The following is a 25,412-nucleotide window of genomic DNA, read 5'->3' on the forward strand; positions in this document are numbered from 1 at the left end:
TAGAGTGAAAAGGTGGCTTTTCCTCATCCGCAGCGCCGCCTATACAGTGCCCCGCAACACAAACCCCGAGGGCACGATATGACCTACCACCCCAAATCGGATTTCATCGCCACGATGATCGAGCGCGGCTTCCTCGCCGACTGCACCGATTATCAGGGCCTTGACGACGCGCTGATCAGTGGGTGCAAGCCGGCCTATATCGGCTTTGATGCAACGGCCAAGTCGTTGCATGTGGGCAGTCTGATTCAGATCATGATGCTGCGCTGGTTCCAGAAGACCGGTCATCAGCCGATCACCCTTATGGGTGGCGGCACCACCAAGGTGGGTGACCCTTCGTTCCGCGCGGATGAACGCCCCCTGCTGGGACCCGAACAGATCGACGAAAACATCGCGGGCATCAAGAAAGTGTTCGCGGCCTATATTGATTACGACACTGACGCCGAAAACAAGGCACTGATGTTGAACAATGCCGAATGGCTGGATGATCTGAACTACCTCGATTTCCTGCGCGACATCGGGCGGCATTTTTCGGTCAACCGGATGCTCAGCTTTGAATCGGTGAAATCCCGGCTGGATCGCGAACAGTCGCTGTCGTTTCTCGAGTTCAACTACATGATCCTGCAAGCCTATGACTTTCTGGAGCTGAACCGCCGCTATGGCTGTGTTCTGCAAATGGGCGGCAGCGACCAGTGGGGCAACATTGTCAACGGTATCGACCTGACACGCCGGGTGCTGGATCACGAAATCTACGGCCTGACCTCTCCCTTGTTGACCACCAGCGACGGCAAGAAGATGGGCAAATCGCAGGATGGCGCGGTCTGGCTGAACGCCGAGATGCGCTCGCCCTATGAATTCTGGCAGTTCTGGCGCAACACCACCGACGCGGATGTCGGTCGGTTCCTGAAGCTCTATACCGAATTGCCGGTGGATGAATGTGACCGTCTTGGCGCGCTTGCCGGGTCCGAGATCAATGAGGCCAAAATCCGCCTCGCCAATGAGGTGACAACCCTTCTCCACGGGGCGCAAGCTGCGGCAACGGCCGAAGCCACGGCCCGTGAAGTGTTCGAAAAAGGTGGCGTTGGAGACGATCTGCCCACCCTGACCCTCAGCGCGGATGAACTGGGCGACGGCATGTCCATCGTGCAGATCATTGTCAAATCAGGCCTCGCCAAATCCGGCAAAGAGGCCAAGCGCCTGATTGCTGAAAACGGGGCCAAACTGGACGACGCTCCGCTGACGGATGCAGGTTTGATGATCGACGCGGGCGCATTGTCATCCCCGATCAAGCTGAGTGCAGGCAAGAAACGCCACGCATTGGTGCAACTGGGCTGACGCCCCTTTCACCTTTGATTGCAAAGCAGGAAACGGCCACCCGATTGGGTGGCCGTATCTATTTTGGAATGGGCAAGGCTACTGACGTCCCTTTCCGCGACCGGGCCGGTCGCTTTCGCCCTCGTCGTCATTGGCGTTGTTTCCGCGACCCGGACTGCTGCCCTCGCCGCCGTTGCCGCCGCCATTGTTACCCTTATCGCCACCTTTGCCGCCGCCGTTATGGCCCTTTCCGCCGCCGTTATTGCCTTTGCCACCGCCGGGTTCACCGTCGCCACCACCGGGTTCCCCGCCACCGCCGCCGGGCTCTCCACCGCCACCGCCGGGTTCTCCGCCACCACCGCCGGGCTCTCCACCGCCACCGCTAGGTTCTCCACCGCCACCGCCGGGCTCTCCGTCACCGCCGCCGGGCTGTCCACCGCCACCACCGGGTTCTTGGCCGCCGTTGTCAGGTTCTCCGCCACCACCGAGGCCGTCTGGACCAGCCGCGTTCGCAAATCCCGCCCCGCCGGGTTCTGAACCGCGACTTTCACCCCGATTCTCTGCCAGACCGGACAAGCTTGCCGTTGGCACATCTGTCAGCAAAGCGGCCAGGCCCGGGCATTGCGCCCCGGTAACGCGCAGCGTTGTCTCAAAATCCGGTCGCTTCTGAAGTCTGTCCAGAAAGCTCGGGGTCACCTGAACACAATCGCAAAGACCGGCATAGTCGCCTGCATTCGCGAAATTTCGGGCCGTTTTCCAGTTACACGTTTCCGGCGCTGCAACAGCACTGCCGGCAACCACAATCCCAAAGACAGGTGCAGCCAGAACAGCGCCCAGTGTTTGTTTCATACCATGTACCATATCGGAACCTCCTGACGAAAAAACACGCAATGGCTGTGATTACTTCGTTCACGAACAGGCGCGTTTTCGTGAAGCGCGGATTAAGATGCCTTAAAGATGCGTATTGACCCGGCGGCGGTCAGTCCGCCCCGCCCCTTTTGGCGTTCAGGCTCAAAGATGTGGACACCGCCCCTGCAAAGCAGTTATTGAACAGTTGTTCATATCCCAGGGAGGAGCTCCGATGCACTTGTCCACCACAGCCGCTCTTGTCACCGGCGGCGCATCCGGTCTGGGCGAAGCCACCGCCCGTCACTTTGCCGCGCAGGGCGCGCAAGTCACTATTCTGGACCGTGACGCGGACCGTGGCGCTCAAGTCGCCTCCGAAATCGGCGGATATTTTGCGCTGACGGATGTAACCGACGAAACCTCGGTCGCTGCTGCCGTGCGCCACGGCATGGACAAGATGGGCAAGATCACCGCGACTGTGAACTGCGCGGGTATCGCTTATGGAATCAAGACAGTCGGCAAGGATGGGCCCCACCCGCTGGACGCGTTCCAGCGTACGATCGACATCAATCTTGTCGGCACATTCAACGTCACAAGGCTGGCCGCTGCCGAGATGGCAAAGAACGAACCCGAACCGGACGGGGCGCGCGGTGTGATCATCAACACTGCATCTATTGCCGCATTCGACGGCCAAAAGGGACAGGCGGCATACGCTGCATCGAAAGGCGGGGTTGTTGGCATGACCCTGCCAATGGCCCGTGATCTGGCCTCGACCGGGATTCGCGTCATGACCATCGCGCCGGGTATCTTTATGACCCCGATGCTGGCGGGCCTTCCCGAAGACGTGCAGAAACAACTGGCCGCCGACGTCCCGAACCCGGCCCGCCTGGGCGACCCTAAGGAATACGGGCGGCTGGCCGGTTTCATCGTTGAAATGGGCTACCTGAACGGCGAGGTCATCCGCATCGACGGCGCTCTGCGGATGCGATAAGACAGCTCTATGTTGGAGCGCCAGAAAATGCAGTCCGGGCAGTGGTATTGCTGTCTCGATCCTGAGTTGGACGATCTGCGCGCGCGGGCACGACGGGCTGTTCACGCTCACAACACCTGTCCGCCCGACACACGCGGCGCGATGGCCCCGGAACTACACGCGCTGCTGGGCCATGTCGGCGAGGACTGTTTTCTCGAAGCCCCTTTTCACTGCGCGTATGGAATGAACATCCATCTGGGCAGCCGGGTTTTCTTCAATGCCGGATGCGTGGTTCTGGACACGGCCCTCGTTCGGGTCGGCGACGACACGATGTTTGGCCCCAATGTTCAGATTTACTGCGCTCATCATGCCAAAGACCCGGCTGATCGGGCACAAGGGTTGGAAATCGGCCTGCCCGTCACCATCGGCAGGCAGGTTTGGGTTGGCGGCGGAGCGATCCTGTTGCCCGGCATTACCATAGGCGACTACGCCACAATCGGCGCAGGCAGCGTCGTCACCAAAGACGTCCCCGCCAGAGAAACCGTGGCAGGTAATCCGGCAAAACGTCTGGCGCGCTAAGCGCTTTCAGCCTTCTCTTCGAGCGTCAGCCATTCCTCTTCAGCGGCCGAGAGTTTCTCCTGCCGCTCAACCAGCGCCTCGGTCGCTTTTTGGAACTTCACCGGTTCGCGCGTGAACAGCCCGGGGTCGGACATCAGCTCTTCCAGCTTGGCAATCTCGGCCTCAAGGCGCGCGATCTCGGCAGGCAGTTTCTCCAGCCGGTGCTTTTCCGAGAAGGATAGGCCGGATTTCGGCTTTTCTTCCTGCTTGATCTTTGGCTTTGAAGCTTTTGCTTTTTCTACGCTTTTTTGGATCACGTCGCCACGCTGCGCAATGTAATCCGACCAGCCGCCAGCATAGACTGTCGCCCGTCCATTCCCCTCCATCGCGATGGTGGTTGTCGCCACGCGGTCCAGAAAATCCCGGTCATGGCTAACCAGCAGAACGGTGCCGTCGTAATCGTCCAAAAGCTCTTGCAGCAGGTCCAGCGTCTCGACATCCAGATCGTTGGTCGGTTCGTCCAGCACCAGAAGGTTCGAGGGTTTCGCCATCAGCTTGGCCAGAAGCAACCGGGCTTTTTCCCCACCTGACAGGGATTTCACGGCTGCTCGGGCCTGCCGTTCGTCAAACAGAAATTCCTTGAGATACCCTACAACATGTTTGGGCTGCCCGCCCACCATTACCTGATCGGCCTTGCCCGACACCCGCATATCCGGATCGCCGGTCAGACTGTCCCACAGGCTCATCTCGGGGTCCAGTTGAGCGCGGGTCTGATCGAACACCGCGATTTCAAGGTTCGTCCCCAAGGAAACCGAGCCCGCGTCCGGCTCCACCTGCCCCAGCAGCATCTTCAGCAACGTTGTTTTGCCAACACCGTTCGGCCCGACAAAGGCCACCCGGTCACCGCGCTGCACCAGCAGATCAAAGTTCCGAACGATCTGCTTGTCGCCAAACCCTTTGGCCAGCGCCCTGGCCTCAATCACTTTACGGCCTGATTTTGGCCCGGCCTCCAGTGCCATTGCAGCCGAACCCTGACGTTTGATCTGCGCCGCCTTTTCGGCCCGCAACGCCTGCAAGGCCCGCACCCGGCCTTGGTTACGTTTGCGTCGGGCGCTAATGCCCTCAACCGCCCATTTCGCTTCGGACTTAATCAGGCGGTTCAGCTTGTGGCGTTGCTGGTCCTCTTCCTCCCAGACCTTGTCCCGCCAGGCCTCAAAGGCTTCAAAGCCCTGCTCCTGTCGCCGAACAGCCCCCCGGTCGATCCAAAGTGTTGCCCGGGTCAGCGCCCTTAGAAAGGCCCGGTCATGCGAGATCAGCACAAAGGCCGCTCGGGTCGCGCCAAGTTCGCGTTCCAGCCACGCGATGGCTTCGATATCCAGATGGTTGGTCGGCTCGTCCAGCAACATCAGATCCGGAGCTTCTGCCATCAGCTTGGCCAGCGCAGCCCGCCGCCTCTCTCCGCCCGAAGCCGTCTCAACCGCCCGTGAAGGATCGAACTTCAACCCTTCACCGGCCCGTTCAACCTTGTAAAGTTCTCCCGGCTCCAACCCGCTGGAGGCGTAATCCCCCAACGTGGCAAAGCCCTCCATCGTCGGATCTTGCTCCATATAGCCAACGGATTTTCCGGGCGGCACGACAATCTCGCCCCGATCAGCCTCGACCAGACCGGCCATCACTTTCATCAGCGTGGATTTTCCGGACCCGTTTCGCCCCACCAGCGCAACACGATCACCGGGCTGAACCACCAGATCCAGTTCGGAAAACACCGGGTCACCCCCGAAAGTCAGGGAAATACCGGACATCTGCAACAAAGGAATTCTCGCCATGTGCGCCAGCTAAACCGGCTGACACATTGCGTCAACGCCCCGTCTTCACCTTTTGAAAAATACTCAATCTACCCGGCCACCGCCCGCAACAGACGTTTGCGTGCCGGGGGGATCGCACCGATTTCCACCCCTGTGAAAACGTGCAGCGTGTTCATGTGGCGATCCACCACTGCATGATCGCTGACCCAACCGCCCATCATCAGATAGGTCCGCAACAAGGGTGGCATCCGCAGCATTGCCTTTTTCACGTCCGGTCTGCGCCGCAGACGCGCGGCAAATCGAAACACATCCGGAGCCTTCACACGCGGCAACCAACGTTTCGGGCCCAGATGGCGGTGTTTGAGCATCGCAAACGCATCCAGATACTGCTCAGTTTCGGTTCCGGCAAAAGAGGAACATCCAAACAGCATCTCGACGTTGTTCCGGTCAACGTAGGCCGTCATTGCCCCCCAGGCTACACGCAGGATGTCGGGGTCGCTGTGATTGGGGTGGATACAAAATCGTCCCATTTCAACCATCCGGCCTTCGAAGCCTTCGAGCGAGGTCAGGTCGTAGAACTGTGCCGAATAACTTCGCCCGATCTCGCCGCCACTATCCATGGTCAGCATCCGAAAGCAGCAGACCAGCCGGTCTGCCGAGCGCATATCCTCGATCAGGATATGGCTACAGCGTGCATCAAACTCGTCGCAGTCCGGTTGCTCTGTGCCAAAAGCCAAGGTCCGCAATGCCTGAGCTGTTCTGATATCCTCGGGCGACTGCGCCAGTCTGGCGCGATAGCGCCCCTTGCTTAACAAAACTGCCGTTGCCACGGTCGCGTCCTCCACGGTTGCCGACCCTCAGGCGTCGGTACGACACCGTTAGCACAAGACATGTGACTGCCCTGTGACCACCGCAAGGTTTTGGCGCAAATTAGTTGGCGCCCGGAATGTTGGCCGGATTGAAGTTGCCGATATTGCCCAGCAGCTGACGCAGGAAGCCCTTGTCCTGAACGTTGGAATCGGTAACGCGGCGCTCCAGAGCAATCACATTCCCGTCTTCAAGACCAAAGCGTTCGATGTTTCTGACGACACCGCGCTGATCAAAACTGATGGCAACCAGTTCGCGCGATACTACCTCGGGCCGTTTCGGACCGTAGTGACGCACGCGAGAGCGGACATAGTAATAGCCCGAATCCCGAACCAACCCGGATGCGCCCGGCGCGCCGATGGCCTCTTGCACGCTGTCACGCGTGTCTACGCCAACTTTGATTTCCGCCAGTTCCTCGGCCGGTGGCACATAGCCGTGATTCTTGAAGACAGCCGTACAAGCCCCGGTCGCAGCCAGACAGGCAACAAACACAAGCGATTTCGCAGCTGGTTTCAACTGGTTCACTACCTTCAACATCTGCACCCTCTTGCCTTGGCCTTCTTCGGCTTCTATCCGATTACATAAACCGCTGCCACGGTTCAACACATAGAAAGGCTCACGAATGAGCAACACGACATCATTTCGGGTGTCTGACCTGCCGCAGAACGCCCCGACACGGTTTGATCTGCGCCCTGCAACCACCGTGCTTGAGCAAATCAGGCAAGACCTTGGGCTGCTGGGGCTGCGAAAGCTCAGCTTTTCCGGCGAACTGCGGGCACAAGGCAAACGGGACTGGGTATTGAACGGCAAACTCGGCGCAACTGTCACCCAACCTTGCGTGGTGACGCTGGAACCGGTGACGACAAGGATCGACATTCCAGTGCACCGGACATTTCTTGCGGATTGGGCGGACCCTGATGATCCAGAGTTCGAGATCCCGGAAGATGACGAATCTGAACCTTTGGGACCTGAAATCGATCCGGCCCTTGTCATGATCGAGACCCTGTCTCTGGCTCTGCCACAATATCCACGGAAAGACGGCGCGGAACTGGGTCAGGCTGCCTACACAGAACCGGGCAAACAGGCGATGACGGATGACGATGCCAAACCCTTTGCAGGATTGGCAGGATTGCGCGATGTGCTAAAAAAAGACGAGTGACAGGTGCCGGATTTCCTGTCATAGCAGGCGGTCAGAAAAATCGCTTGAACATGCCGAGAATCGCAGTATTTTCGCGCGCTCATCGGATTTTGGGTTGGACATTGCGGGGCTCGTCGCCTAAACGCGCGTCAAACCACGATAAACGAACTACGAAACCCGGGTCGGCAGCGAATCTGCGGCCCCCAGTCAGACAAAGGTTGAGACCATGGCCGTCCAACAGAACAAAGTTTCCAAGTCGCGTCGCAACAACCGCCGCGCACACGACGCTCTGGTTGCTGCAAACCCGAACGAATGCCCGAACTGCGGCGAGCTGAAACGCCCGCACCACGTTTGTGCATCTTGCGGCCACTATGACGATCGCGAAGTCGTCGCACAGGCCGACGAAATCGATCTGGACGAAGACGCAGCCTAAGCCTGATCGAGCACAGGCCAAGGCATGAACGATCAGCCCACGCACGCCGGACGGATCACCATCTCGGTTGACGCAATGGGAGGGGACGCAGGCCCCGCTGTCGTCGTTGCAGGTCTGGCAAAATCGGCTGGCAAGAACCCGAATATCGGGTTCCTGCTGCACGGGCCCGAACAGGTATTGCGCAAGCTGGTTGCCAAACGACGTGTCCTTGAAGGGCGCGTCGTTTTTCGTGATTGTCCCGACGTTGTCACGATGGAGGACAAGCCCAGCCAGGTTGTGCGCAACGGCAAGCAGACCTCGATGTGGTCCGCGCTGGAAGCGGTTCGTCAGGGCGAAGCCCATGGCGCGGTATCCTGCGGCAACACTGGCGCCCTGATGGCCCTGTCGATGATGCGGCTGCGCAAATTACCGGGTGTCAACCGCCCCGCAATCGCGATCCTGTGGCCTTCGCGCAACCCGCAGGGGTTCAATGTGATGCTGGACGTGGGCGCCGATGTGCGCGCCGACGCCAAGGACTTGCTGCAATTCGCCCTGATGGGCGCGTCTTATGCGCGCAACGGCATGGCCCTGAACCGACCCCGGATCGGGCTGCTGAACGTTGGCACAGAAGAGCATAAAGGCCGCGCGGAACTGAAAGAAGCACACGCCTTGATCTCGGATTTCGCGGAACAGGCGAATTTCGAATTTGTTGGCTTTGTCGAAGGCAGCGACATTCCCGGTGACAAGGCAGATGTCATTGTTACCGATGGGTTTACCGGCAATGTCGCGATCAAAACGGGTGAAGGCACCGCCAGCCTGATCGGAGATCTTCTGCGCGAGGCGTTCAAATACTCTCCGTTGTCCCGATTGGCTTCGGTCCTGGCCATCACGTCGCTACAGCGCCTGAAAAAGCGCATTGATCCGCGGCGCGTAAACGGTGGCGTGTTTCTGGGTCTGAACGGGACAGTTATTAAATCCCATGGCGGGGCAGATGCGACCGGAGTGTCGGCGGCGATCAAACTGGCCTTTACCCTGGCACAGTCCGGCTTTGCCGAAAAATTAGCTGCGCGGGTTGCATCCACGGCCCAGCTTGCACAAGATGCCGCGCAAGCTGCGCCGCAGACCGATAAATAACAAAAAAGGCAGTACCTCAAAAATGGCAGGCCGTTCAGTTGTAGTAGGTGTCGGGCATTATTTGCCGGCACGTATTGTTCCAAATTCCGAGTTCGAGAAAACGCTGGACACGACGGATGAGTGGATCAGAACCCGGTCGGGGATCGAACGCCGTCACTTTGCCGCCGATGACGAAACGACGTCGGACCTGGCCACCAAGGCTGCCGAAGCTGCGCTGGCCGATGCGGGCCTGACAGCGGATGATATCGACGCGATCGTCCTGGCGACCTCGACCGCGGACCTGACCTTTCCTTCTGCCGCGACCATGGTTCAGGCCCGGCTGGGCATGACCAAAGGGTTTGCCTTCGACGTACAGGCTGTCTGCGCAGGATTCGTTTTCGCCCTCAGCAACGCAAATGCTTTGATTCTGTCAGGTCAGGCCAAACGCGTGCTGGTCATTGGTGCCGAAACCTTTTCCCGGATTATGGACTGGACCGACCGCTCGACCTGCGTTCTGTTCGGGGATGGTGCTGGCGCATTGGTACTCGAAGCGCAGGACGGCGAAGGCACCGCTGCGGATCGCGGCATACTCGCAACCGATCTGAACTCGGACGGGCGCTACAAGGACCTTCTTTATGTCGATGGGGGGGTTTCGACCCAATCCACCGGGCATCTGCGTATGCAGGGCAATCAGGTCTTCCGACATGCCGTTGAAAAGCTTACCAAAACCGCTGAGACAGCCCTGGGCCGCGCGGGGCTGAGCAACGCTGACGTAGACTGGATTGTTCCTCATCAGGCAAATATTCGCATCATTCAGGGCACGGCCAAAAAGATGGGCCTGCCAATGGAAAACGTAGTTGTGACCGTTCAGGATCACGGCAACACCTCGGCTGCATCCATCCCATTGGCATTGTCGGTTGGTAAACAACGCGGGCAGATCAAACCCGGCGACCTGATCGTGACCGAAGCGATTGGCGGCGGTCTGGCCTGGGGCGCGGTGGTTCTGCGCTGGTAACCGGCGCAATCCAGCTTACACAGCTTCTTGCAATTCATTGATATTGACAGCGAATTTGCCGTACCCGTATGCTTTGACAGCAACAGGGGAAATGACATGGGCGACAATACACTGACTCGAATGGATCTGAGCGAGGCCGTCTTTCGCGAAGTTGGGCTTTCGCGCAACGAAAGTGCGCAGCTGGTCGAAAGCGTTCTGAACCACATGTCCGACGCTCTGGTGCGTGGTGAGCAGGTGAAAATCTCGTCCTTCGGTACGTTCAGTGTTCGCGACAAGACCGCGCGAGTCGGCCGCAACCCCAAAACCGGCGAAGAGGTTCCGATACAGCCCCGCCGTGTACTAACCTTTCGCCCGTCGCATCTTATGAAAGATCGCGTCGCCGTCGGGAATCGCAAGTAACCCCAGGGTCACGCGGATATGAGCAAATCCCGCGACGCGTTTCGCACGATCAGTGAAGTAGCGGATTGGCTTGGTGTTCAGGCCCATGTTTTGCGTTTCTGGGAAAGCCGCTTCACTCAGGTCAAACCGGTCAAACGCGCGGGCGGGCGTCGGTATTACCGCCCCAATGACATGCGTCTTCTGGGCGGCATCAAGAAACTGCTTCACGAGGACGGGATCACAATCAAAGGTGTGCAGCGCATCCTGCGCGAGCAAGGCGTTGCACATGTCGCAGCACTGTCTCCGCCTCTGGACGAACCGGGCCCTGCCCTGATTGAACCCGTTCAAGGTACTGTGGTGCCGTTCGAACCCAAACCAGCTGCAGCCACCGAACAAATCCCTATGGATCTGGACGAACCGGCCAAGCAGCCGGTGAATGAAGGTGTGCAGGCCGAAGCACTTCCCGCGGCTGTGTCAGAACAAGAACCAGAGTCTGACCTGAACACAGCGCCCCTGATGGGCGGAATTGCTTCGCTGGCGTGGAAGTGCGCCGACTTTGACGACGAACTTCTGCGCCGGATTGCACCAATTGCAAAAGACCTGCGCCGCTGGCTGGATCGGGTCGAAACACAGGCGACGGGTTAGGAAAAAAGGCAGTGTTTTCCTCTTGCCCCTGCCGGGAAAATCTTTATGAACGGCCCAACGTCGGGCTATGGCGCAGCCTGGTAGCGCGTCCGTCTGGGGGACGGAAGGTCGCAGGTTCGAGTCCTGCTAGCCCGACCAAATCACACCGACGTTTATGGCACAAAGGCCAGATCCCGCTCTGGCACACGAGGGGATCGAGATGACAGGTGTTTGCGCGAACCAGCAAATCGAAGCGATGATCGCGCGCGGAGAGATTGCCGCCAACCCCGATGTTCTGCCAGCGCAAATTCAACCGGCCAGCCTTGATTTGCGTTTAGGAACAGTTGCTTACCGAGTACGTGCCTCGTTTCTCGCGGGCGAAGGACGGACTGTTACGGATCGCTTGGCCGAGTTTGAAATGCACCGCATCGACATCTCGGACGGCGCTGTTCTGGAAAAGGGCTGCGTCTATCTGGTGCCTCTGATGGAATCACTTGCCCTGCCCCGCGATATAACCGCCGTCGCCAATGCCAAAAGCTCGACCGGGCGGCTTGACCTTCTGACCCGTACCATCACCGATGGTGGCACCGAGTTCGATCGCGTGCCCGCAGGCTACAAAGGCCCGCTGTATGCCGAGATCTGTCCACGTTCGTTTTCGGTTCTGGTCCGACCCGGTATGCGTCTGAACCAGATCCGTTTCCGTCAAGGTCAGGCCGTCTTGTCTGACGCGGAACTGACCGCCCTGCACGCCGAATCGCCGTTAGTAGATGGCCCTGCTGTAATTCAGGACGGTCTTGGCTTTTCGGTCGATCTGCAACTGCCCGATACCGATCTGGTCGGCTATCGCGCCAAGCCCCATACCGGGGTAATCGATCTGGACCGAATTGGCGAATACGACCCCCAGGACTATTGGGAGGAAGTGCGCACCAAGGACGGCCGCATCATACTTGACCCCGGCGCATTCTATATCCTTGTCAGCCGCGAGGCGGTCCACATCCCGCCGATGTATGCCGCCGAAATGGCACCTTATCTGGCCATGGTTGGTGAATTCCGGGTGCATTATGCCGGATTCTTCGATCCCGGCTTTGGCCATGCAGCCGCCGGGGGGGCCGGGTCGCGAGGCGTGCTTGAGGTGCGATGCCACGAAGCGCCTTTCGTGCTGGAGCACGGACAGGTGGTCGGGCGCCTTGTCTATGAGAAAATGGCTGAAATGCCCACGCAGCTATATGGTGCCGGGATTGCATCGAACTATCAGGGCCAAGGCCTGAAGCTGTCCAAGCACTTCAAAGCGGCCGGCTAGTCCTCAGAATTTCTTGCAACGGTGCACGTGCCGGATAACCCGCGTTGCCTGTCGCAGGTTTGGCGCCTGACCCGTAGTGACCTGTCCGGGTAATTATTCCTCAAACAGTTCCGACTGGTCCTCGTCCACTTCGTCCTCGCGCCCCTCGCCCAGAGGGATAGCCCCCGGTGGAGGCCGGTTTTCCAACAAACCCGCAGCCCTCAATTCTTTGAGCCCCGGCAGGTCGCGGGCGTTCTCCAGACCAAAATGATCCAGAAATTCGGACGTCACCACAAATGTCACCGGACGACCCGGTGTCATGCGACGACGGCCCAGCCTGATCCACTCCATCTCTAGCAATTGATCAATCGTCCCGCGAGAGACTGACACGCCGCGAATTTCCTCAATCTCGGCGCGGGTGCAGGGTTGGTGATAGGCAACGATGGCCAATGTCTCGATCGCGGCCCGGCTGAGTTTACGAGTTTCAACCGTTTCCTTTTGCATCAGAAAGCCCAGATCAGGGGCCGTACGGATCGCCCATGCCTCTCCAACGCGCACCACACGCACGCCGCGCCCTTCGTAACGTCTCTGAAGCAACTCAACGGCTTGTGCGGCGTCGCTTCCATGCGGCATCCGCGCCTCAAGGTCGGCAATCGTCACCGGATCGGCGCTGGCAAACAAAACGGCCTCGACCATACGCTCCTGTTCCGCCAATGGTGGCGCCTCGAACAGGGTGCCGGTTTCTTCTGGGGCGTCAGTCACGTGTCTGGGTCCTCTTGCGCAAATGGATCGGTGCGAATGTCTCGCTCTGCTTGATCTCCATATGTCCTTCTTTCACCAGTTCCAGCGAGGCCGCAAAGGTCGCAGCCGTCGCCGACCTGCGGCGCACCGGGTCAGTATCCCAACCATCGGGCAGATAGGTTTCCATATCGGTCCACGTCCCCGCAAAACCGATCAGCGGGCGCATCCGCTCCAGTGCCTGCTCCATCGTGAACACCGAGTCGCGGTCCATCACAAAGGGGCGGAACTCGTCACGGGTGCGAATACGGGCATATCCCTGCATCAGATCCAGCAGCGTGGCGGAATATGTTACGGTGCGGATGCGGGTTACGTCCTCGCCCTGCCCGCGCTTGAAAAAATCACGACCCAGTTGGTCGCGGGCCATCAGCCGCGCAGCGACGTCGCGCATTGCCTGCAGGCGTTCAAGTTGAAACGCCAGATGTGCGGCCAGTTCTTCACCCGATGGCCCATCGTCATCCGGATCTGGCGGTAGCAACAGACGGGACTTGAGAAAGGCGAGCCACGCCGCCATGACCAGATAATCGGCGGCCAGTTCAATGCGCAGCGCACGCGCCTTTTCAACAAAGGCCAGATATTGCTGCGCCAGCGCAAGAACCGAGATCTTGCGCAGATCCACTTTTTGCGTGCGTGATAGAGTTAGCAGAACGTCCAACGGGCCTTCGAACCCGTCGACATCAACAATCAGCGCTTCGGCCGCAAGACGATCCGCGACCGAGACAGGGTCTTCGCTAAAAAGATTATCGTTCATTTACCTGCCCGCCCATTAGGGCAGATAGTTCCGCTTCGGCGGCTTGGATGTCAAGTTCCCGCGGGCGTTTGCGCATCGCCAGCGCCCGTTCTGCGCGGGCTTGTGCCACATCCGACATTTCTCCGGCAGTTTCCATTACAGTGGCACGTTCAGAAAAACTGCCATTGCAATGCAGGACTACATCGCAGCCCGCCTGCAAAGATTGGCGGGAGAGGTCCGTCAACGCCCCGCTGAGCGCTTTCATCGAGATATCGTCGGTCATGATCAGCCCGCCAAAGCCGATATTGTCTCGGATCAGACCCATCATGGCCGCGGAAATGGTGGCCGGCCGGGGATCGATCTGATCGAAGACCAGATGTGCTGTCATCCCCATCGGCAGGTCATTCAAGGCGCGGAACGGCGCGAAATCGCTGTATTCCAACTCTTCCAGCGGCAAATCAACGTGCGGAAGGTCATGGTGACTGTCCAGAGTGGCACGGCCATGGCCGGGAATGTGCTTGAGAACCGGAAGAACACCCCCATCCAGATGACCCTGTGCCACGGCCCTGCCGATCCTGGAAATCTGCTCAGGATCAAAGGCATAACAGCGGTTTTTCAAAAACGCGTGGGTCTCGGGCCGCGCCACATCGACCATGGGGGCACAGTTGCTGTCGATACCCAGACCAAACAGCTCATCCGCAATCAGGCGGTACCTGAGGTACATGGCGCGTTCCGCTTGATCACCCGCCCTGATCACATGATCCAGCGGCGGCAGCCATTCGCGGGCCAAGGGTGCGCGCAAACGCTGCACGCGCCCACCTTCCTGATCGATGGTAATGGGGCAGTTGCGCCCAACGGCCTCGCGGAAATCATCACACAAGGCCCGCACCTGATCGGCGCTTTCAATATTGCGGGAGAACAGGATAAACCCAAACGGGTTCATCTGGCGAAACAGGTCTCTTTCCTCCTGCGTCAGGCGCAGTCCTTCAGCATCTGTGATCGCTGCTCCGAACTTCACCTCACGGCCACCGGGATACAATCAGCGCCTTGCGCGACCAGAGCAGCGCAGAACTGGCGCGAGTCGCTCAGGTCTTCGAACCCCAGAACACGAAGGCGGTAGAAGGTCCGTCCACCGCTTGAAGTTTTCTGGATAACCCGCTGTTTTCCCGACAAATAATCACCAAATTGACCATTCAAACGGTCCCACTCGGCCTGTGCCACTTGCGTGCTGTCATAAGCTCCAAGCTGCGCCAGCCGGGTTCCCTTGGCCAGTGTATCCGGATCAACATCCACCCCGACCGCGGCTTTCACCGCTGCATTGATGGCGTCTTCGGAAGTCTCACTGGGCGCGACCTGACTGCGGGTGGACCGTGCCGGACGCGTCACAGGGCGCAATGATCGGCGCACGCCCGGCAACTCGGCGAAGCTCGGGTCCGGCAAGGCCGCAGCAAAATCTGCCGGGTCAATGGCGGGTTCTTCATCAGGGGTGGTCAGCGATGCCAGTTGCACACCATCTTCGAACTCTTGCTGCGTTTCTGCCGCCGCACCCGCCAATTCCGCAACCAGCGCATCTACTGCGTTCTGGCGCAAGCGCGCGGCCTCCTGCGTGGTGATCGGTTCTTCGACCACATGCAGCGCAGGGGTCGGCTTCAGTTCTCCGGCGGGCAGATCTTCGTCCGTCAAGGACACCGGGCGCGGCGCAAGGATCAACCGGTCGGCCGGCGCCGCAGCACTGCCTTCGGCGGCGACGGCATTCACGGCAAAGCCCTGATGATCGGCCGGAGTTCCACCCGGATTTTCCGGCTGTACACGCATCGGCCCTTCGGCGGCACGAACAACCGGCACGCCGCTGACATCGCGCATGATCAGTTGATAGCCCCAGACCCCGACACCGGCGACCAGCGCCAAGGATGCAACAGCCCCCAGAAAATTGACCGCCCTGCCCAGACCAAACGAGCCACGCGGCGCGTCATCTTCCTGCATGTCTTCGGGAAAATCATACACATCATCAGAATGCGCTTGATTCGGGTAATGAATCTGCCCGGGGCGTTGATGCCCCGAGTAATCGTAACTCGCCATGTCCGCCTCACTGCCCGTTTCGCGCCTGGAAATAAGGCCCGCGGGTCATTTCTTGCCTACCTCGTACCGGCGGTTCGGGCGATATTCGTTACCGCATCTCCTGCGCCGGAGTAACGCCAAGAATACCCAAGCCCGCTGAAATCACAACAGAAACGGCCCGGGCCAAAGCGATTTTTGACTGGCTTGTGGCAACATCGCCATCCTGGATGAAACGCAGTTGCGTCTCGTCATTGCCCTTGTTCCACAACGCGTGAAAGTCGCCTGCGAGTTCATAGAGATAAAAGGCGACCCTGTGCGGTTCATTGGTTCGGGCCGCAATCTCGACCAGCCGTGGCCATTCTGCCAGCTTCTTCGCAACAACCAGTTCCGAGGCATGATCGTTCTTGCTCAGGTCAGCGCCCTCAAGGGTCGCATCATCAGCGGCAATCCCAGCCTCGGCCGCACGACGCAGCACGCTCATGACACGGGCATGTGCATACTGAACGTAGAACACGGGGTTCTCGCGGCTTTGTTCCAGCACCTTGTCAAAATCGAAATCCAACGGCGCATCGTTCTTGCGAGTCAGCATAACAAACCGCGTCACGTCCGGGCCCACCTGATCGACCACATCGCGCAGAGTGACAAAGTTCCCTGCCCGCTTGGACATCTTGAACGGCTCACCATTCTTCCACAGCTTCACCAGCTGTGTCAGCTTGATATCAAGCGGCACCTTACCGTCGGACAGTGCCGAAACAGCCGCCTTCATCCGTTTGACATAGCCGCCATGGTCGGCGCCAAACACGTCGATCAGTGCGTCAAAACCACGGGTCACCTTGTCATAGTGATAAGCAATATCCGGGGCAAAATAAGTCCAGCTACCATCCGATTTCTTGACAGGGCGGTCGACGTCGTCGCCATGTTCGGTCGATTTGAACAGCGTCTGTTCGCGTGGCTCCCAATCCTCGGGCTTTTTGCCTTTCGGCGGCTCGAGCACGCCTTCGTAAATCAGGCCCTTGTCAGTCAGCGATTGCAATGCGGCCTCAATCCGACCAGTGCCATAGAGAGATTTTTCCGAGAAGAACACATCCATCTCGACGCCCAGCGCTTTCAGGTCAGCGCGGATCAGATCCATCATCGCGTCAGTCGAGAACTCACGCACCTCTTCCAGCCAGTCACTTTCCGGCTTGTCGATCAGGCTGTCGCCGTATTTCTCTTTCAACGCCTCACCGATCGGGATCAGGTAGTCGCCAGGATAAAGACCTTCGGCAATCTCGGGGCTCAGACCATTGGCCTCGCGATAGCGTTCGTAAGCCGAGCGCGCCAGCACATCCACCTGCGCACCGCCGTCGTTGATGTAATACTCACGGGTCACGTCATGGCCGGAATAGGCCAACAGGCTTGCCAGAGCATCCCCGAAAACCGCGCCCCGTGTATGACCCACGTGCAGCGGACCGGTTGGGTTGGCCGAAACATATTCAACGTTGACCTTTTGCCCATGGCCCATAGTCGAGCGGCCATAATCGGTGCCCTTCTCCAGCACGGCCGCCAGCACGCCTTGCCAGACCGACGGTGCCAGCCGCAAATTGAGAAAGCCCGGACCCGCCACATCGGCGCTGGTGATCCGATCATCCGCCACCAGCTTCCCTGCCAATGCCTCGGCAATGTCACGCGGTTTCATCCTGGCCGGTTTTGCCAGCACCATCGCCGCGTTGGTCGCCATGTCGCCATGCGCCGCATCACGCGGCGGTTCGACCGCCACGTTGTCAAAATTCAGCCCCTCGGGCAACGCGCCTTCGGACTGCATCTGTGCCAGCGCGTCCAGTACAAGGCCGCGGATCTCGGAAAACAGGTTCATTTCGGATGTCCTTTTGCTTGCCCGGCGGTTTACCACGCATCACGGCAAGGTCAATGGACGCCTATTGTTTGGACATGGTTTGCGCCCAATGTCTGCCAATGGCGCCCAGATATCCTCTGTCTGAAATTTCAAATACCCTGCGCGCTGTCCGTCGTACGGCTTCTGATCATCGCTTCCCGCCCGCGCAAGGTACTAATCAACCCGCAATAAAGGTCGCAAACATGGACCATTACCCGTGTCATTGCGGCCCAGTCAGCCCGTCAGCCGCGCGTGATCCTGCAAAGCGAAACGGTCGGTCATTCCTGCAATATAGTCCGATACGATCCGGGCCAGAGCAGTCTCGTCCGCCGCAGCTTCAATATCCTCGTGCCAGCGTGCGGGCATCTGTTTCGGATCGTTCAGGTAGATCGGGAACAGGTCTTCGACAACCGTTGCAACCTCGGCCCGCACCTTCATGACGCTGGGCGCGCGATACATCCGGGTGAACAGGAACGCCCTGATTTGTTTCAGATCCGCCCAAGTCCCGACCGAGAATTGGATGACAGGATGCCCAAGATGGCGAATCTCTTCGACCGACTGCGCGCCCGAGGCCGCGATCAAGTCGCGCGACGTTGTGATGACGTCCGCCACCATGACCCCAAAAACCCTCCGCAGTGCTTCATGACGCCGCCGATACGGATCAAGACCGGGGTATTTCGCATCCACATCTGCGTAACACGCCCCCACGATCGGAAGGTGGCGCAGATCATCATCTTCAAACAACCCCGCACGCAACCCATCCAGAAGGTCGTGATTGTTGTAAGCAATGTCATCAGACAAGGCCGCCACCTGCGCCTCGGCACTTGCATGGGTATGAAGTTCAAGGTCAAAGCCCTGGTTGCATTCCGCCAGGGCCCAGGGCAATTCGCCAACAACCGGGCCGTTATGCTTGGCGATACCCTCCAGGCACTCCCAGGTCAGATTGCATCCGTCAAACCCGGCATAATGCCGCTCCAACTTGGTTACGATCCGAATGGCCTGAGCGTTGTGATCAAACCCCCCGTAAGGCGCCATCAGCGCGTGGAGGGCGTCCTCACCCGTATGACCAAAGGGGGTATGACCCAGGTCGTGCGCCAGGGCTACAGCTTCGGTGAGTTCAGGATTCAGGCCCAACGCCCCTGAAATGGTTCGCGCGACCTGAGCGACTTCGATGGAATGGGTCAGCCGTGTTCGATAGCTGTCACCTTCGTGCTCGACAAAGACTTGCGTCTTGTGCTTGAGCCGTCGAAACGCACTGGCATGAATGATCCGGTCGCGATCGCGCTGAAAGCTTGACCGGAAGCTGCTTTCTTCCTCTGGAACCAGCCGCCCCCTTGCGCGGTCTGGGTCCGAAGCAAAACCCGCTCTGTCCAAAGGCCTTGTCCTTGTCGCCTGTCTTTTGGTTTCATATATTGTAGGACGCTTGGGAAATAAACCTTTGGAGACCGGCATGAATCTGCCCCCATCAGTCACCGAACGCGCCTTTGACCGCCTTGCCGAAATCGGTGCCGCGGAACAGGGGCAAGCCCTGCGTGTCGCAGTGGAGGGCGGTGGATGTTCCGGTTTTCAATATGAAATTGCTCTGGATACGCCAAACTCCGACGACCTCATTCTTGAAGGCAAAGGGCAGAAAGTCATCGTCGACCCGATCTCTCTGCCCTTTCTTGAAAACGCGGTGATAGATTTCACTCAGGAGCTTATTGGTGCGCGGTTTGTGATCGACAACCCCAACGCCACCTCTTCCTGTGGCTGCGGCACGTCGTTTTCGATGTAACCGGTGGGGGCTTTGCCCCCACACCCCCAGGATATTTTCAGCCAGATGAAGCAGGGATCCGCTCTCTGACCAAAACGACCAGAGAGCTTCACCTGGCGCGGTCATCGGCGTCCCCGCCTGTACCGCCCCTTCAAGTATCGAAAAATGGTTAAGGATCCGTTTCTTCATCTGGCTAAAAATATCCCGGAGCGCGAGGCAGAGCCTCGCTAATCCGATCTCCGACTTGCCGCTGGGCCCGTTCTGAGCGATAGGTTGCCACAAGGTTTCGGAGGATCGCGCATGAAAATCGCCACGTACAACATCAATGGCATCAAGGCGCGAACCGAGGCACTGCCCCGCTGGCTGGACGATGCCCAACCCGACGTTGTTCTTCTTCAGGAAATCAAATCCGTCGACGAAAACTTCCCCCGCGAGATGTTTGAAGATCGCGGGTACAACGTGGAAACACACGGTCAAAAAAGCTTCAATGGTGTTGCGATCCTGTCGAGGCTTCCGCTGGAGGATGTATCACGCGGCCTTCCCGGTGATGACAATGATGAACAGGCGCGGTGGATCGAGGCGACCGTCGTGGGCAAAAAGGCCTTGCGCCTCTGTGGGCTGTATCTGCCCAACGGGAATCCGGCACCCGGACCGAAATACGATTACAAGCTGGCCTGGATGGAACGGCTTTATGAACGCGCAAAGGGTTTGATGGAATCAGAAGAACTGGCGCTAATGGCGGGCGATTATAACATCATCCCACAGGCCGAGGATGCCAAACGCCCCGATGCCTGGCGGGAAGACGCGTTGTTCCGCCCGGAAAGCCGGGCCGCCTTTCGAAAAATCCTGAACCTTGGCTTTACCGAGGCCTTCCGCGCGACAACGCAGGGTCCCGACCACTATTCCTTCTGGGATTATCAGGCTGGCGCGTGGAACCGGAATGACGGAATTCGGATTGATCATTTCCTGTTGACGCCACAAGCGGCCGACCTCATGCAGGATTGCCAGATTGATGCGGCTGTTCGGGGGCACGAAAAGCCATCCGATCACGTTCCCGTCTGGATTGACCTGGATCTTTGAGGCCCTAGGCAACCGTGACGTCGTGACTGTAGATCCATTCATAGCGTTGGGACAACCGGGCACCAACGACTCTCAGCACACATTGCGCAGCCAATCGGGCTGGGCCGCGCAGATGAAAGTTCCGCGCATTTGATCCGGCCGCCGCGACAACGCGCTGCGCCCTTGGTTTGCGGGTCGTTTCATAGGTTGCCAACGCGCTGGTGATACCCGATCGTTCGTCAAACGCGCGCGTCAGCACCCAGGCGTCCTCGAGCGCCAGACATGCACCCTGTGCCATAAATGGCAATGTTGGATGGGCCGCGTCCCCTAGCAGAACCAACCGACCATTCTGCCAGTTTTGGGCGACAGGCCGAAGAAACAATGCCCACAGATGCACATCCGTGACTTTCGACAGAATGTCGCGCGCGGGGCCACCGAAATCGGCAAATCGCTTACGCAACTCGTCAGGATCGCCCGTCTGACGCCATCCTTCTTCCCGCCAGTCCGAACGCTCCTCGACCGCGACAATGTTCATCAGGCTTTCGTCACGCAACGGATAGGTTACCACATGCCGCCCAGGCCCCATGGTCAGGGACGCCGAAACCGGGTCACGACCGGGCTGCCAGGGGATGGTGGCGCGCCACGCTACCTGATGCGTGAACTCCGGCGCCTCTGCCCCGTTCAGAGCCGGGCGGAGCACGCTGCGGCCGCCATCGGCCGCAATGGCGCATTCTGCGCGAATTCGCTCGCCAGACGCCAAGACCACCTCTGCCTCGTTGGGGTGCTTTTGCACATGCGAAACTTTGGCACCCAACCGGAGATCCACGCCTGCGTCACAGGCCGCATCATGAAGAAGGTTCAGAAGGTCGGCACGGTGGTAGTAGTAGGTCGGACCAGCTGCGGGGCCTGGCAGCCGACTGACCACGCGCCCATTTCGGTAATCGCGCAAGACAGTTCCATGGGATTTCTGCCCGACAGAAAGACCTGTGACGCCAAGTGCATGAAGAACGCGCATCCCGTTCTCGCTGATCTGCAAACCAGCACCGACTTCGGTCAGGGCCGGGGCTTGCTCCAGAAGCGTGACATGCGCCCCACGGTGTTGCAGCGCCAGTGCCGAGGCCAGGCCGCCGATTCCACCGCCGATTACACAGAATTTCAATCCGTCTATCTTCATGACACCCACATAACGCAAAAACGCCGGAGCCACAGGCCCCGGCGTTTGGATTTCTTACACATACCCGGCGATTAATCGTCGCGGTGGACCTTTTCGCGACGCTCGTGGCGCTCTTGCGCTTCAAGTGTCATGGTTGCAATCGGTCGTGCGTCCAGACGTTTCAGCGAGATCGGATCGCCCGTCATTTCGCAATACCCGTATTCGCCATCATCAATCCGGCGCAGGGCCGAGTCGATCTTGGCGACCAGCTTTCGCTGACGATCACGGGTCCGCAGCTCCAGCGCACGGTCTGTTTCTTCGCTGGCGCGGTCCGCGACGTCCGGAATGTTACGGGTGTTGTCTTGTAGCCCTTCGATGGTGTCGCGGCTACCAGCCAGTAACTCTGTCTTCCAATCCAGCAGCTTGCGGCGAAAATACTCAAGCTGACGATCATTCATGAAAGGCTCATCTTCGGCCGGACGGTAATCTTCCGGCAGAAAAACTTCCTGCTTCATATTTGCTCCCTCGGTATGGCCAGTAACGTCGTTCGAGGCTGTTTCAGCTGACATTTGGCTCTCCCTTCTGCGCAGCGTTTAGCCGACGGGCGGTGGAATGTCACTACACAAACGTTGCGCAACAGTGCACCCCCGCGGATTTGTCTAACTATGAGACAAACATCAACAAAACCTTGTATTTCTATGAAATTTGACAGGCTTTTTTGGGGCGAGAGGCACGGCGCCCGGGATTGGTCTATTTCGGAATCAAGCAAAAGGGCTTGGAGTTGCAGCACAATTCCCGCCGGGCGACGCAGGGACGCGGGTTGTAAAAAACCTTGCCGCTCTGTAACCCGGAAACCACAACCTGCCCGTCCAACACAATATACGCACGAGAGGCCCATGACCGCACGTTTCCAAGGTACAGCCGAATATGTCGCCACCGACGATCTGACCATTGCCGTGAACGCCGCTGTCACGCTGGAACGCCCCCTGCTGGTGAAGGGCGAACCCGGTACCGGCAAGACCGAGCTGGCTAGGCAGGTGGCCGGTGCGCTAGGGCTGAGAATGATCGAGTGGAATGTGAAATCCACCACCCGCGCGCAGCAGGGTCTTTATGAATATGATGCCGTCAGCCGCCTGCGTGACAGCCAATTGGGCGAAGAGCGCGTCCATGACGTGTCGAACTATATCCGCAAGGGCAAGCTGTGGCAGGCCTTTGACGCCGACGAAAAGGTTGTTCTGCTGATCGACGAAATCGACAAAGCGGATATCGAGTTCCCCAATGACCTGTTGCAGGAACTCGATAAGATGGAGTTCCATGTCTATGAAACGGGCGAGACGGTCCGGGCCAAGCACCGCCCTATCGTCATCATAACTTCGAACAACGAAAAAGAGCTGCCCGACGCCTTCCTGCGCCGCTGTTTCTTCCACTATATCCGCTTTCCGGATGAGGCGACGATGCGCCGGATCGTCGATGTGCATCACCCCGGCATCAAGGACGCACTTCTGACCGCCGCGCTGACGCAATTCTATGAAATCCGCGAGACGCAAGGGCTCAAGAAAAAACCCTCGACCTCAGAGGTGCTGGACTGGCTGAAGCTGTTGCTGGCCGAAGACCTGACGGCGGAAGACCTCAGGCGTGACGGGGCCAGCGCGCTGCCGAAGCTGCATGGCGCTTTGCTGAAAAATGAACAGGATGTGCATCTGTTCGAACGTCTTGCATTCATGGCACGTGGCAAACGCTAGCCTGCGTGTGAACAATCTGTGATCACGGCTTGCCATTGGGTATCTCGGGTGTCAGCATCGAGATACCTGACGCAACCGCGTTGCAAAGCAGCAGTATTGGGGTCATCACTTGGCGAACGCTCTGACAATCCGGACCCTGCGGGCCGAGGACAAAGATCAGTGGGCCGAAATGTGGCGGGATTATCTGGCGTTTTATGAAACCACCCTGCCTGAAAACGTGTATGAAACGACCTTTTCCAGATTGGTGGGCGACGACCCGCAGGATTTTTCCTGTTTTGTCGCGGAACAGGATGGTGTTTTGGTCGGACTGACGCACTACCTGTTCCATCGCCACGCCTGGAAAGTGGAAAAGGTCTGTTATCTGCAAGACCTGTTCGCCCGACCTGAAACCCGAGGAACGGGCGTCGGTCGCGCCTTGATTCAGGCGGTTTATGAAGAGGCGGATCGCCAGGGCGCCCCATCCGTTTACTGGCTGACGCAAGAGTTCAACACCACGGCACGCCACCTTTATGATCGCATCGGCACCCTGACACCGTTCATCAAGTACGCCCGCCCATGATGCGTTTGGGCGCCCTTTTTCTGGCGCTGGTTATCGCTGGCTGCACGTCTGTCGAGACAATCGAACTCGGGAACGATGTCCCATATGTCGAAGTGGCGTTGCCGCCGGCCAAGTCTTTTGCGGCACCCCTCCCTTCGCCACCGGCACGGTCCAATACGAACATCGCGTCGGATTTCCTGTCCCTGCATTTCGAACTGGAAAGCGGGGCCGCACTGCCCGTGTTCACGCGGTTCGAAACGCCGATCACCGTTCGCCTGACCGGATCGCCGACACAAAGTATGCAGCAGGATTTGACCCGCCTGCTGAACCGCCTGAAGCGCGAGGCGGGTATCAACATCCGACAAATCAACGACGGGCAGGCCAATATCACGATCGAAGCGGTCAGCCAGAAGGAAATTCTGCAAATTCTGCCAAACGCGGCCTGTTTCGTGGTGCCAAACGCGTCCAGCCTGACCGAGTATCAGCGCGACCGCCGCAAACCCAAAAGCAGTTGGGTTGAGCTGCGCCAGCGCGAAAGATTGGGGATTTTCATCCCCTACGATGTCAGCCCGCAGGAAATGCGCGATTGTCTGCACGAAGAACTGGCACAGTCCCTTGGTCCTCTGAACGACCTCTATCATCTGCCGGATTCGGTGTTCAACGACGACAATATTCATACGGTCTTGACCGGGTTCGACATGCTGATCCTGCGCGCGGCTTATGCGCCCGAACTGCACACCGCCATGACCCGCGATCAGGTCGCTGCCGTCATCCCCGGAATTCTCAGCCGTCTGAATCCACGCGGCGACCGACTAGCTGCGCAACCCCCCACAAATACCCCCCGAGAGTGGATCAACGCGATCCAGAAATCACTGGGACCGGGGCCGGGTTCCCCCCGACAGATGCGCGCCGCACAAAAGGCAGCCCGCATCGGGCAGCAACTGGGATGGACGGATCACCGCCGCGCCTATCCCCACTACCTGATGGGCCGGATGGAGCAGTTTCGTGACCCGGCAGAAGCCCAGCGGCAGTTCAAGATCGCGCAACAATTTCTTCGCGCGACGCCCGGAACCGAGGTTCATCAGGCTTATGTCTTAACCCAGACCGCAGCCTTTGCGCTTGCGCAGGATCGCGGGCCCGAGGTCCTGCCCGAACTGGATCAGGCCATCGACGTGATGACCCGCGCGGAAAACGCTTCGCTTCTGGCAACCTTGCTGCTGCTGAAGTCCGAGGCCTTGAAACAGGCCGGTCAATTGCAGCAGGCACGTGCCGTCAGGCTGGACAGCCTTGGATGGGCGCGATACGGGTTCGGTTCGGATTTGGTGGCTCAATCTCTGGTTCAAAACAGTGGCCGACGCCCCGCTGACAGCACGAAAGACGGATGAAACGCAT

At 58.9% G+C, this 25,412-nt stretch carries 27 protein-coding genes and 1 tRNA gene; 16 read left to right on the forward strand and 12 right to left on the reverse strand.

Translation table 11 applies throughout. From position 1 onward, the window contains the following. Positions 1-78 precede the first annotated feature (78 nt). Complete coding sequence (gene tyrS, locus ACR0M9_RS03065) at positions 79-1,332, forward strand: tyrosine--tRNA ligase (protein WP_480772811.1); 1,254 nt, start codon at positions 79-81, stop codon at positions 1,330-1,332. Between the two features lie 78 nt (positions 1,333-1,410). On the opposite strand, the gene ACR0M9_RS03070 is transcribed toward tyrS, so the two are convergent. Continuing rightward, complete coding sequence (locus ACR0M9_RS03070; RefSeq protein ID WP_480772812.1) at positions 1,411-2,160, reverse strand: hypothetical protein; 750 nt, start codon at positions 2,158-2,160, stop codon at positions 1,411-1,413. Positions 2,161-2,392: 232 nt separating this feature from the next. Between ACR0M9_RS03070 and ACR0M9_RS03075 the strand changes: the two genes are divergently transcribed. Together ACR0M9_RS03075 and ACR0M9_RS03080 are read left to right on the forward strand one after the other, a co-directional pair. Next, positions 2,393-3,148 carry a 3-hydroxyacyl-CoA dehydrogenase gene (locus ACR0M9_RS03075; protein WP_480772813.1) on the forward strand — a complete coding sequence of 252 codons (756 nt, stop codon included), beginning with the start codon at positions 2,393-2,395 and terminating at the stop codon, positions 3,146-3,148. A 27-nt stretch (positions 3,149-3,175) separates the two neighbouring features. Beyond that, on the forward strand, positions 3,176-3,706 hold the full coding sequence (locus ACR0M9_RS03080) for a sugar O-acetyltransferase (RefSeq protein ID WP_480504857.1): 531 nt from the start codon (positions 3,176-3,178) through the stop codon (positions 3,704-3,706). Here the strand turns inward: ACR0M9_RS03080 and ACR0M9_RS03085 are convergent. The 3 genes from ACR0M9_RS03085 to ACR0M9_RS03095 form a co-directional block, all read right to left on the reverse strand. Next, positions 3,703-5,511: an ABC-F family ATP-binding cassette domain-containing protein gene (locus ACR0M9_RS03085; protein WP_480772814.1), complete on the reverse strand. Its 1,809-nt coding sequence runs from the start codon at positions 5,509-5,511 to the stop codon at positions 3,703-3,705. The genes ACR0M9_RS03080 and ACR0M9_RS03085 overlap by 4 nt on opposite strands. A 68-nt stretch (positions 5,512-5,579) precedes the next feature. Then, positions 5,580-6,320, reverse strand: a complete 741-nt coding sequence (locus tag ACR0M9_RS03090) for a GNAT family N-acetyltransferase (protein WP_480772815.1) — start codon at positions 6,318-6,320, stop codon at positions 5,580-5,582. Between the two features lie 100 nt (positions 6,321-6,420). Next, positions 6,421-6,894: an outer membrane protein assembly factor BamE gene (locus ACR0M9_RS03095; RefSeq protein ID WP_480772816.1), complete on the reverse strand. Its 474-nt coding sequence runs from the start codon at positions 6,892-6,894 to the stop codon at positions 6,421-6,423. 85 nt (positions 6,895-6,979) lie between these two features. Here ACR0M9_RS03095 and ACR0M9_RS03100 point away from each other — a divergent pair, with 85 nt between their 5' ends. The 8 genes from ACR0M9_RS03100 (at position 6,980) to ACR0M9_RS03135 (ending at position 12,337) form a co-directional block, all read left to right on the forward strand. Beyond that, a complete protein-coding gene (locus tag ACR0M9_RS03100; protein ID WP_480480538.1) occupies positions 6,980-7,516 on the forward strand; it encodes a YceD family protein in 537 nt (178 codons plus the stop codon). 205 nt (positions 7,517-7,721) lie between these two features. Then, entirely contained in the window at positions 7,722-7,928 is a 207-nt protein-coding gene (rpmF, locus tag ACR0M9_RS03105; protein WP_008756996.1) for a 50S ribosomal protein L32, read from the forward strand. Positions 7,929-7,952: 24 nt separating this feature from the next. Further along, entirely contained in the window at positions 7,953-9,041 is a 1,089-nt protein-coding gene (plsX, locus tag ACR0M9_RS03110; RefSeq protein WP_480480536.1) for a phosphate acyltransferase PlsX, read from the forward strand. Positions 9,042-9,063: 22 nt separating this feature from the next. Continuing rightward, entirely contained in the window at positions 9,064-10,035 is a 972-nt protein-coding gene (locus tag ACR0M9_RS03115) for a beta-ketoacyl-ACP synthase III (RefSeq protein ID WP_480772817.1), read from the forward strand. 96 nt (positions 10,036-10,131) lie between these two features. Beyond that, on the forward strand, positions 10,132-10,434 hold the full coding sequence (gene ihfA, locus ACR0M9_RS03120) for an integration host factor subunit alpha (protein ID WP_209503673.1): 303 nt from the start codon (positions 10,132-10,134) through the stop codon (positions 10,432-10,434). Between the two features lie 18 nt (positions 10,435-10,452). Next, complete coding sequence (locus ACR0M9_RS03125; RefSeq protein ID WP_480772818.1) at positions 10,453-11,058, forward strand: MerR family transcriptional regulator; 606 nt, start codon at positions 10,453-10,455, stop codon at positions 11,056-11,058. Positions 11,059-11,119: 61 nt separating this feature from the next. Beyond that, positions 11,120-11,196, forward strand: a tRNA-Pro gene (locus tag ACR0M9_RS03130). Positions 11,197-11,257: 61 nt separating this feature from the next. After that, on the forward strand, positions 11,258-12,337 hold the full coding sequence (locus ACR0M9_RS03135; protein ID WP_480772819.1) for a 2'-deoxycytidine 5'-triphosphate deaminase: 1,080 nt from the start codon (positions 11,258-11,260) through the stop codon (positions 12,335-12,337). A 93-nt stretch (positions 12,338-12,430) separates the two neighbouring features. On the opposite strand, the gene scpB is transcribed toward ACR0M9_RS03135, so the two are convergent. From scpB to ACR0M9_RS03165, 6 genes are all read right to left on the reverse strand, one after another. Further along, positions 12,431-13,078: an SMC-Scp complex subunit ScpB gene (scpB, locus tag ACR0M9_RS03140; RefSeq protein ID WP_267363960.1), complete on the reverse strand. Its 648-nt coding sequence runs from the start codon at positions 13,076-13,078 to the stop codon at positions 12,431-12,433. Then, positions 13,071-13,865, reverse strand: coding sequence for a segregation and condensation protein A (locus ACR0M9_RS03145; protein ID WP_480517368.1), 795 nt, complete (start codon positions 13,863-13,865; stop codon positions 13,071-13,073). The genes scpB and ACR0M9_RS03145 overlap by 8 nt, the downstream gene beginning before the upstream one ends. After that, positions 13,855-14,862, reverse strand: a complete 1,008-nt coding sequence (gene nagZ, locus ACR0M9_RS03150; protein WP_480772820.1) for a beta-N-acetylhexosaminidase — start codon at positions 14,860-14,862, stop codon at positions 13,855-13,857. The genes ACR0M9_RS03145 and nagZ overlap by 11 nt, the downstream gene beginning before the upstream one ends. Further along, entirely contained in the window at positions 14,859-15,923 is a 1,065-nt protein-coding gene (locus ACR0M9_RS03155; RefSeq protein WP_480772821.1) for an SPOR domain-containing protein, read from the reverse strand. Before ACR0M9_RS03155 ends, nagZ begins: the two co-directional genes overlap by 4 nt. A gap of 88 nt (positions 15,924-16,011) precedes the next feature. Next, on the reverse strand, positions 16,012-17,757 hold the full coding sequence (argS, locus tag ACR0M9_RS03160; RefSeq protein WP_480772822.1) for an arginine--tRNA ligase: 1,746 nt from the start codon (positions 17,755-17,757) through the stop codon (positions 16,012-16,014). A 252-nt stretch (positions 17,758-18,009) separates the two neighbouring features. Then, complete coding sequence (locus ACR0M9_RS03165) at positions 18,010-19,149, reverse strand: deoxyguanosinetriphosphate triphosphohydrolase (RefSeq protein ID WP_480772823.1); 1,140 nt, start codon at positions 19,147-19,149, stop codon at positions 18,010-18,012. A gap of 76 nt (positions 19,150-19,225) precedes the next feature. On the opposite strand from ACR0M9_RS03165, the gene ACR0M9_RS03170 reads away from it, so the two are divergent. After that, positions 19,226-19,549 carry a HesB/IscA family protein gene (locus tag ACR0M9_RS03170; RefSeq protein WP_480772824.1) on the forward strand — a complete coding sequence of 108 codons (324 nt, stop codon included), beginning with the start codon at positions 19,226-19,228 and terminating at the stop codon, positions 19,547-19,549. Positions 19,550-19,828: 279 nt separating this feature from the next. Beyond that, the gene (gene xth, locus ACR0M9_RS03175) at positions 19,829-20,608 is read left to right on the forward strand and encodes an exodeoxyribonuclease III (RefSeq protein ID WP_480538056.1); all 780 of its coding nucleotides are present in this window, start codon (positions 19,829-19,831) and stop codon (positions 20,606-20,608) included. Between the two features lie 4 nt (positions 20,609-20,612). Here the strand turns inward: xth and ACR0M9_RS03180 are convergent, their stop codons facing one another. Further along, positions 20,613-21,761 carry an FAD-dependent monooxygenase gene (locus tag ACR0M9_RS03180; RefSeq protein ID WP_480772825.1) on the reverse strand — a complete coding sequence of 383 codons (1,149 nt, stop codon included), beginning with the start codon at positions 21,759-21,761 and terminating at the stop codon, positions 20,613-20,615. 71 nt (positions 21,762-21,832) lie between these two features. Continuing rightward, positions 21,833-22,255 (reverse strand): RNA polymerase-binding protein DksA, encoded by a 423-nt coding sequence (gene dksA / locus ACR0M9_RS03185; RefSeq protein ID WP_209504868.1) that lies wholly within the window; start codon positions 22,253-22,255, stop codon positions 21,833-21,835. A gap of 381 nt (positions 22,256-22,636) precedes the next feature. Between dksA and ACR0M9_RS03190 the strand changes: the two genes are divergently transcribed. The 3 genes from ACR0M9_RS03190 to ACR0M9_RS03200 all read left to right on the forward strand — a co-directional run bounded on the left by ACR0M9_RS03190 (position 22,637) and on the right by ACR0M9_RS03200 (position 25,405). Then, the gene (locus ACR0M9_RS03190; protein WP_480504831.1) at positions 22,637-23,482 is read left to right on the forward strand and encodes an AAA family ATPase; all 846 of its coding nucleotides are present in this window, start codon (positions 22,637-22,639) and stop codon (positions 23,480-23,482) included. Positions 23,483-23,591: 109 nt separating this feature from the next. Continuing rightward, the gene (locus tag ACR0M9_RS03195) at positions 23,592-24,041 is read left to right on the forward strand and encodes an N-acetyltransferase family protein (protein ID WP_480480508.1); all 450 of its coding nucleotides are present in this window, start codon (positions 23,592-23,594) and stop codon (positions 24,039-24,041) included. After that, positions 24,038-25,405 carry a DUF2927 domain-containing protein gene (locus ACR0M9_RS03200; RefSeq protein WP_480772826.1) on the forward strand — a complete coding sequence of 456 codons (1,368 nt, stop codon included), beginning with the start codon at positions 24,038-24,040 and terminating at the stop codon, positions 25,403-25,405. Before ACR0M9_RS03195 ends, ACR0M9_RS03200 begins: the two co-directional genes overlap by 4 nt. The last annotated feature ends 7 nt before the right edge of the window (positions 25,406-25,412 follow it).

The sequence above is a fragment of the Ruegeria sp. CH2 genome (assembly GCF_056537065.1).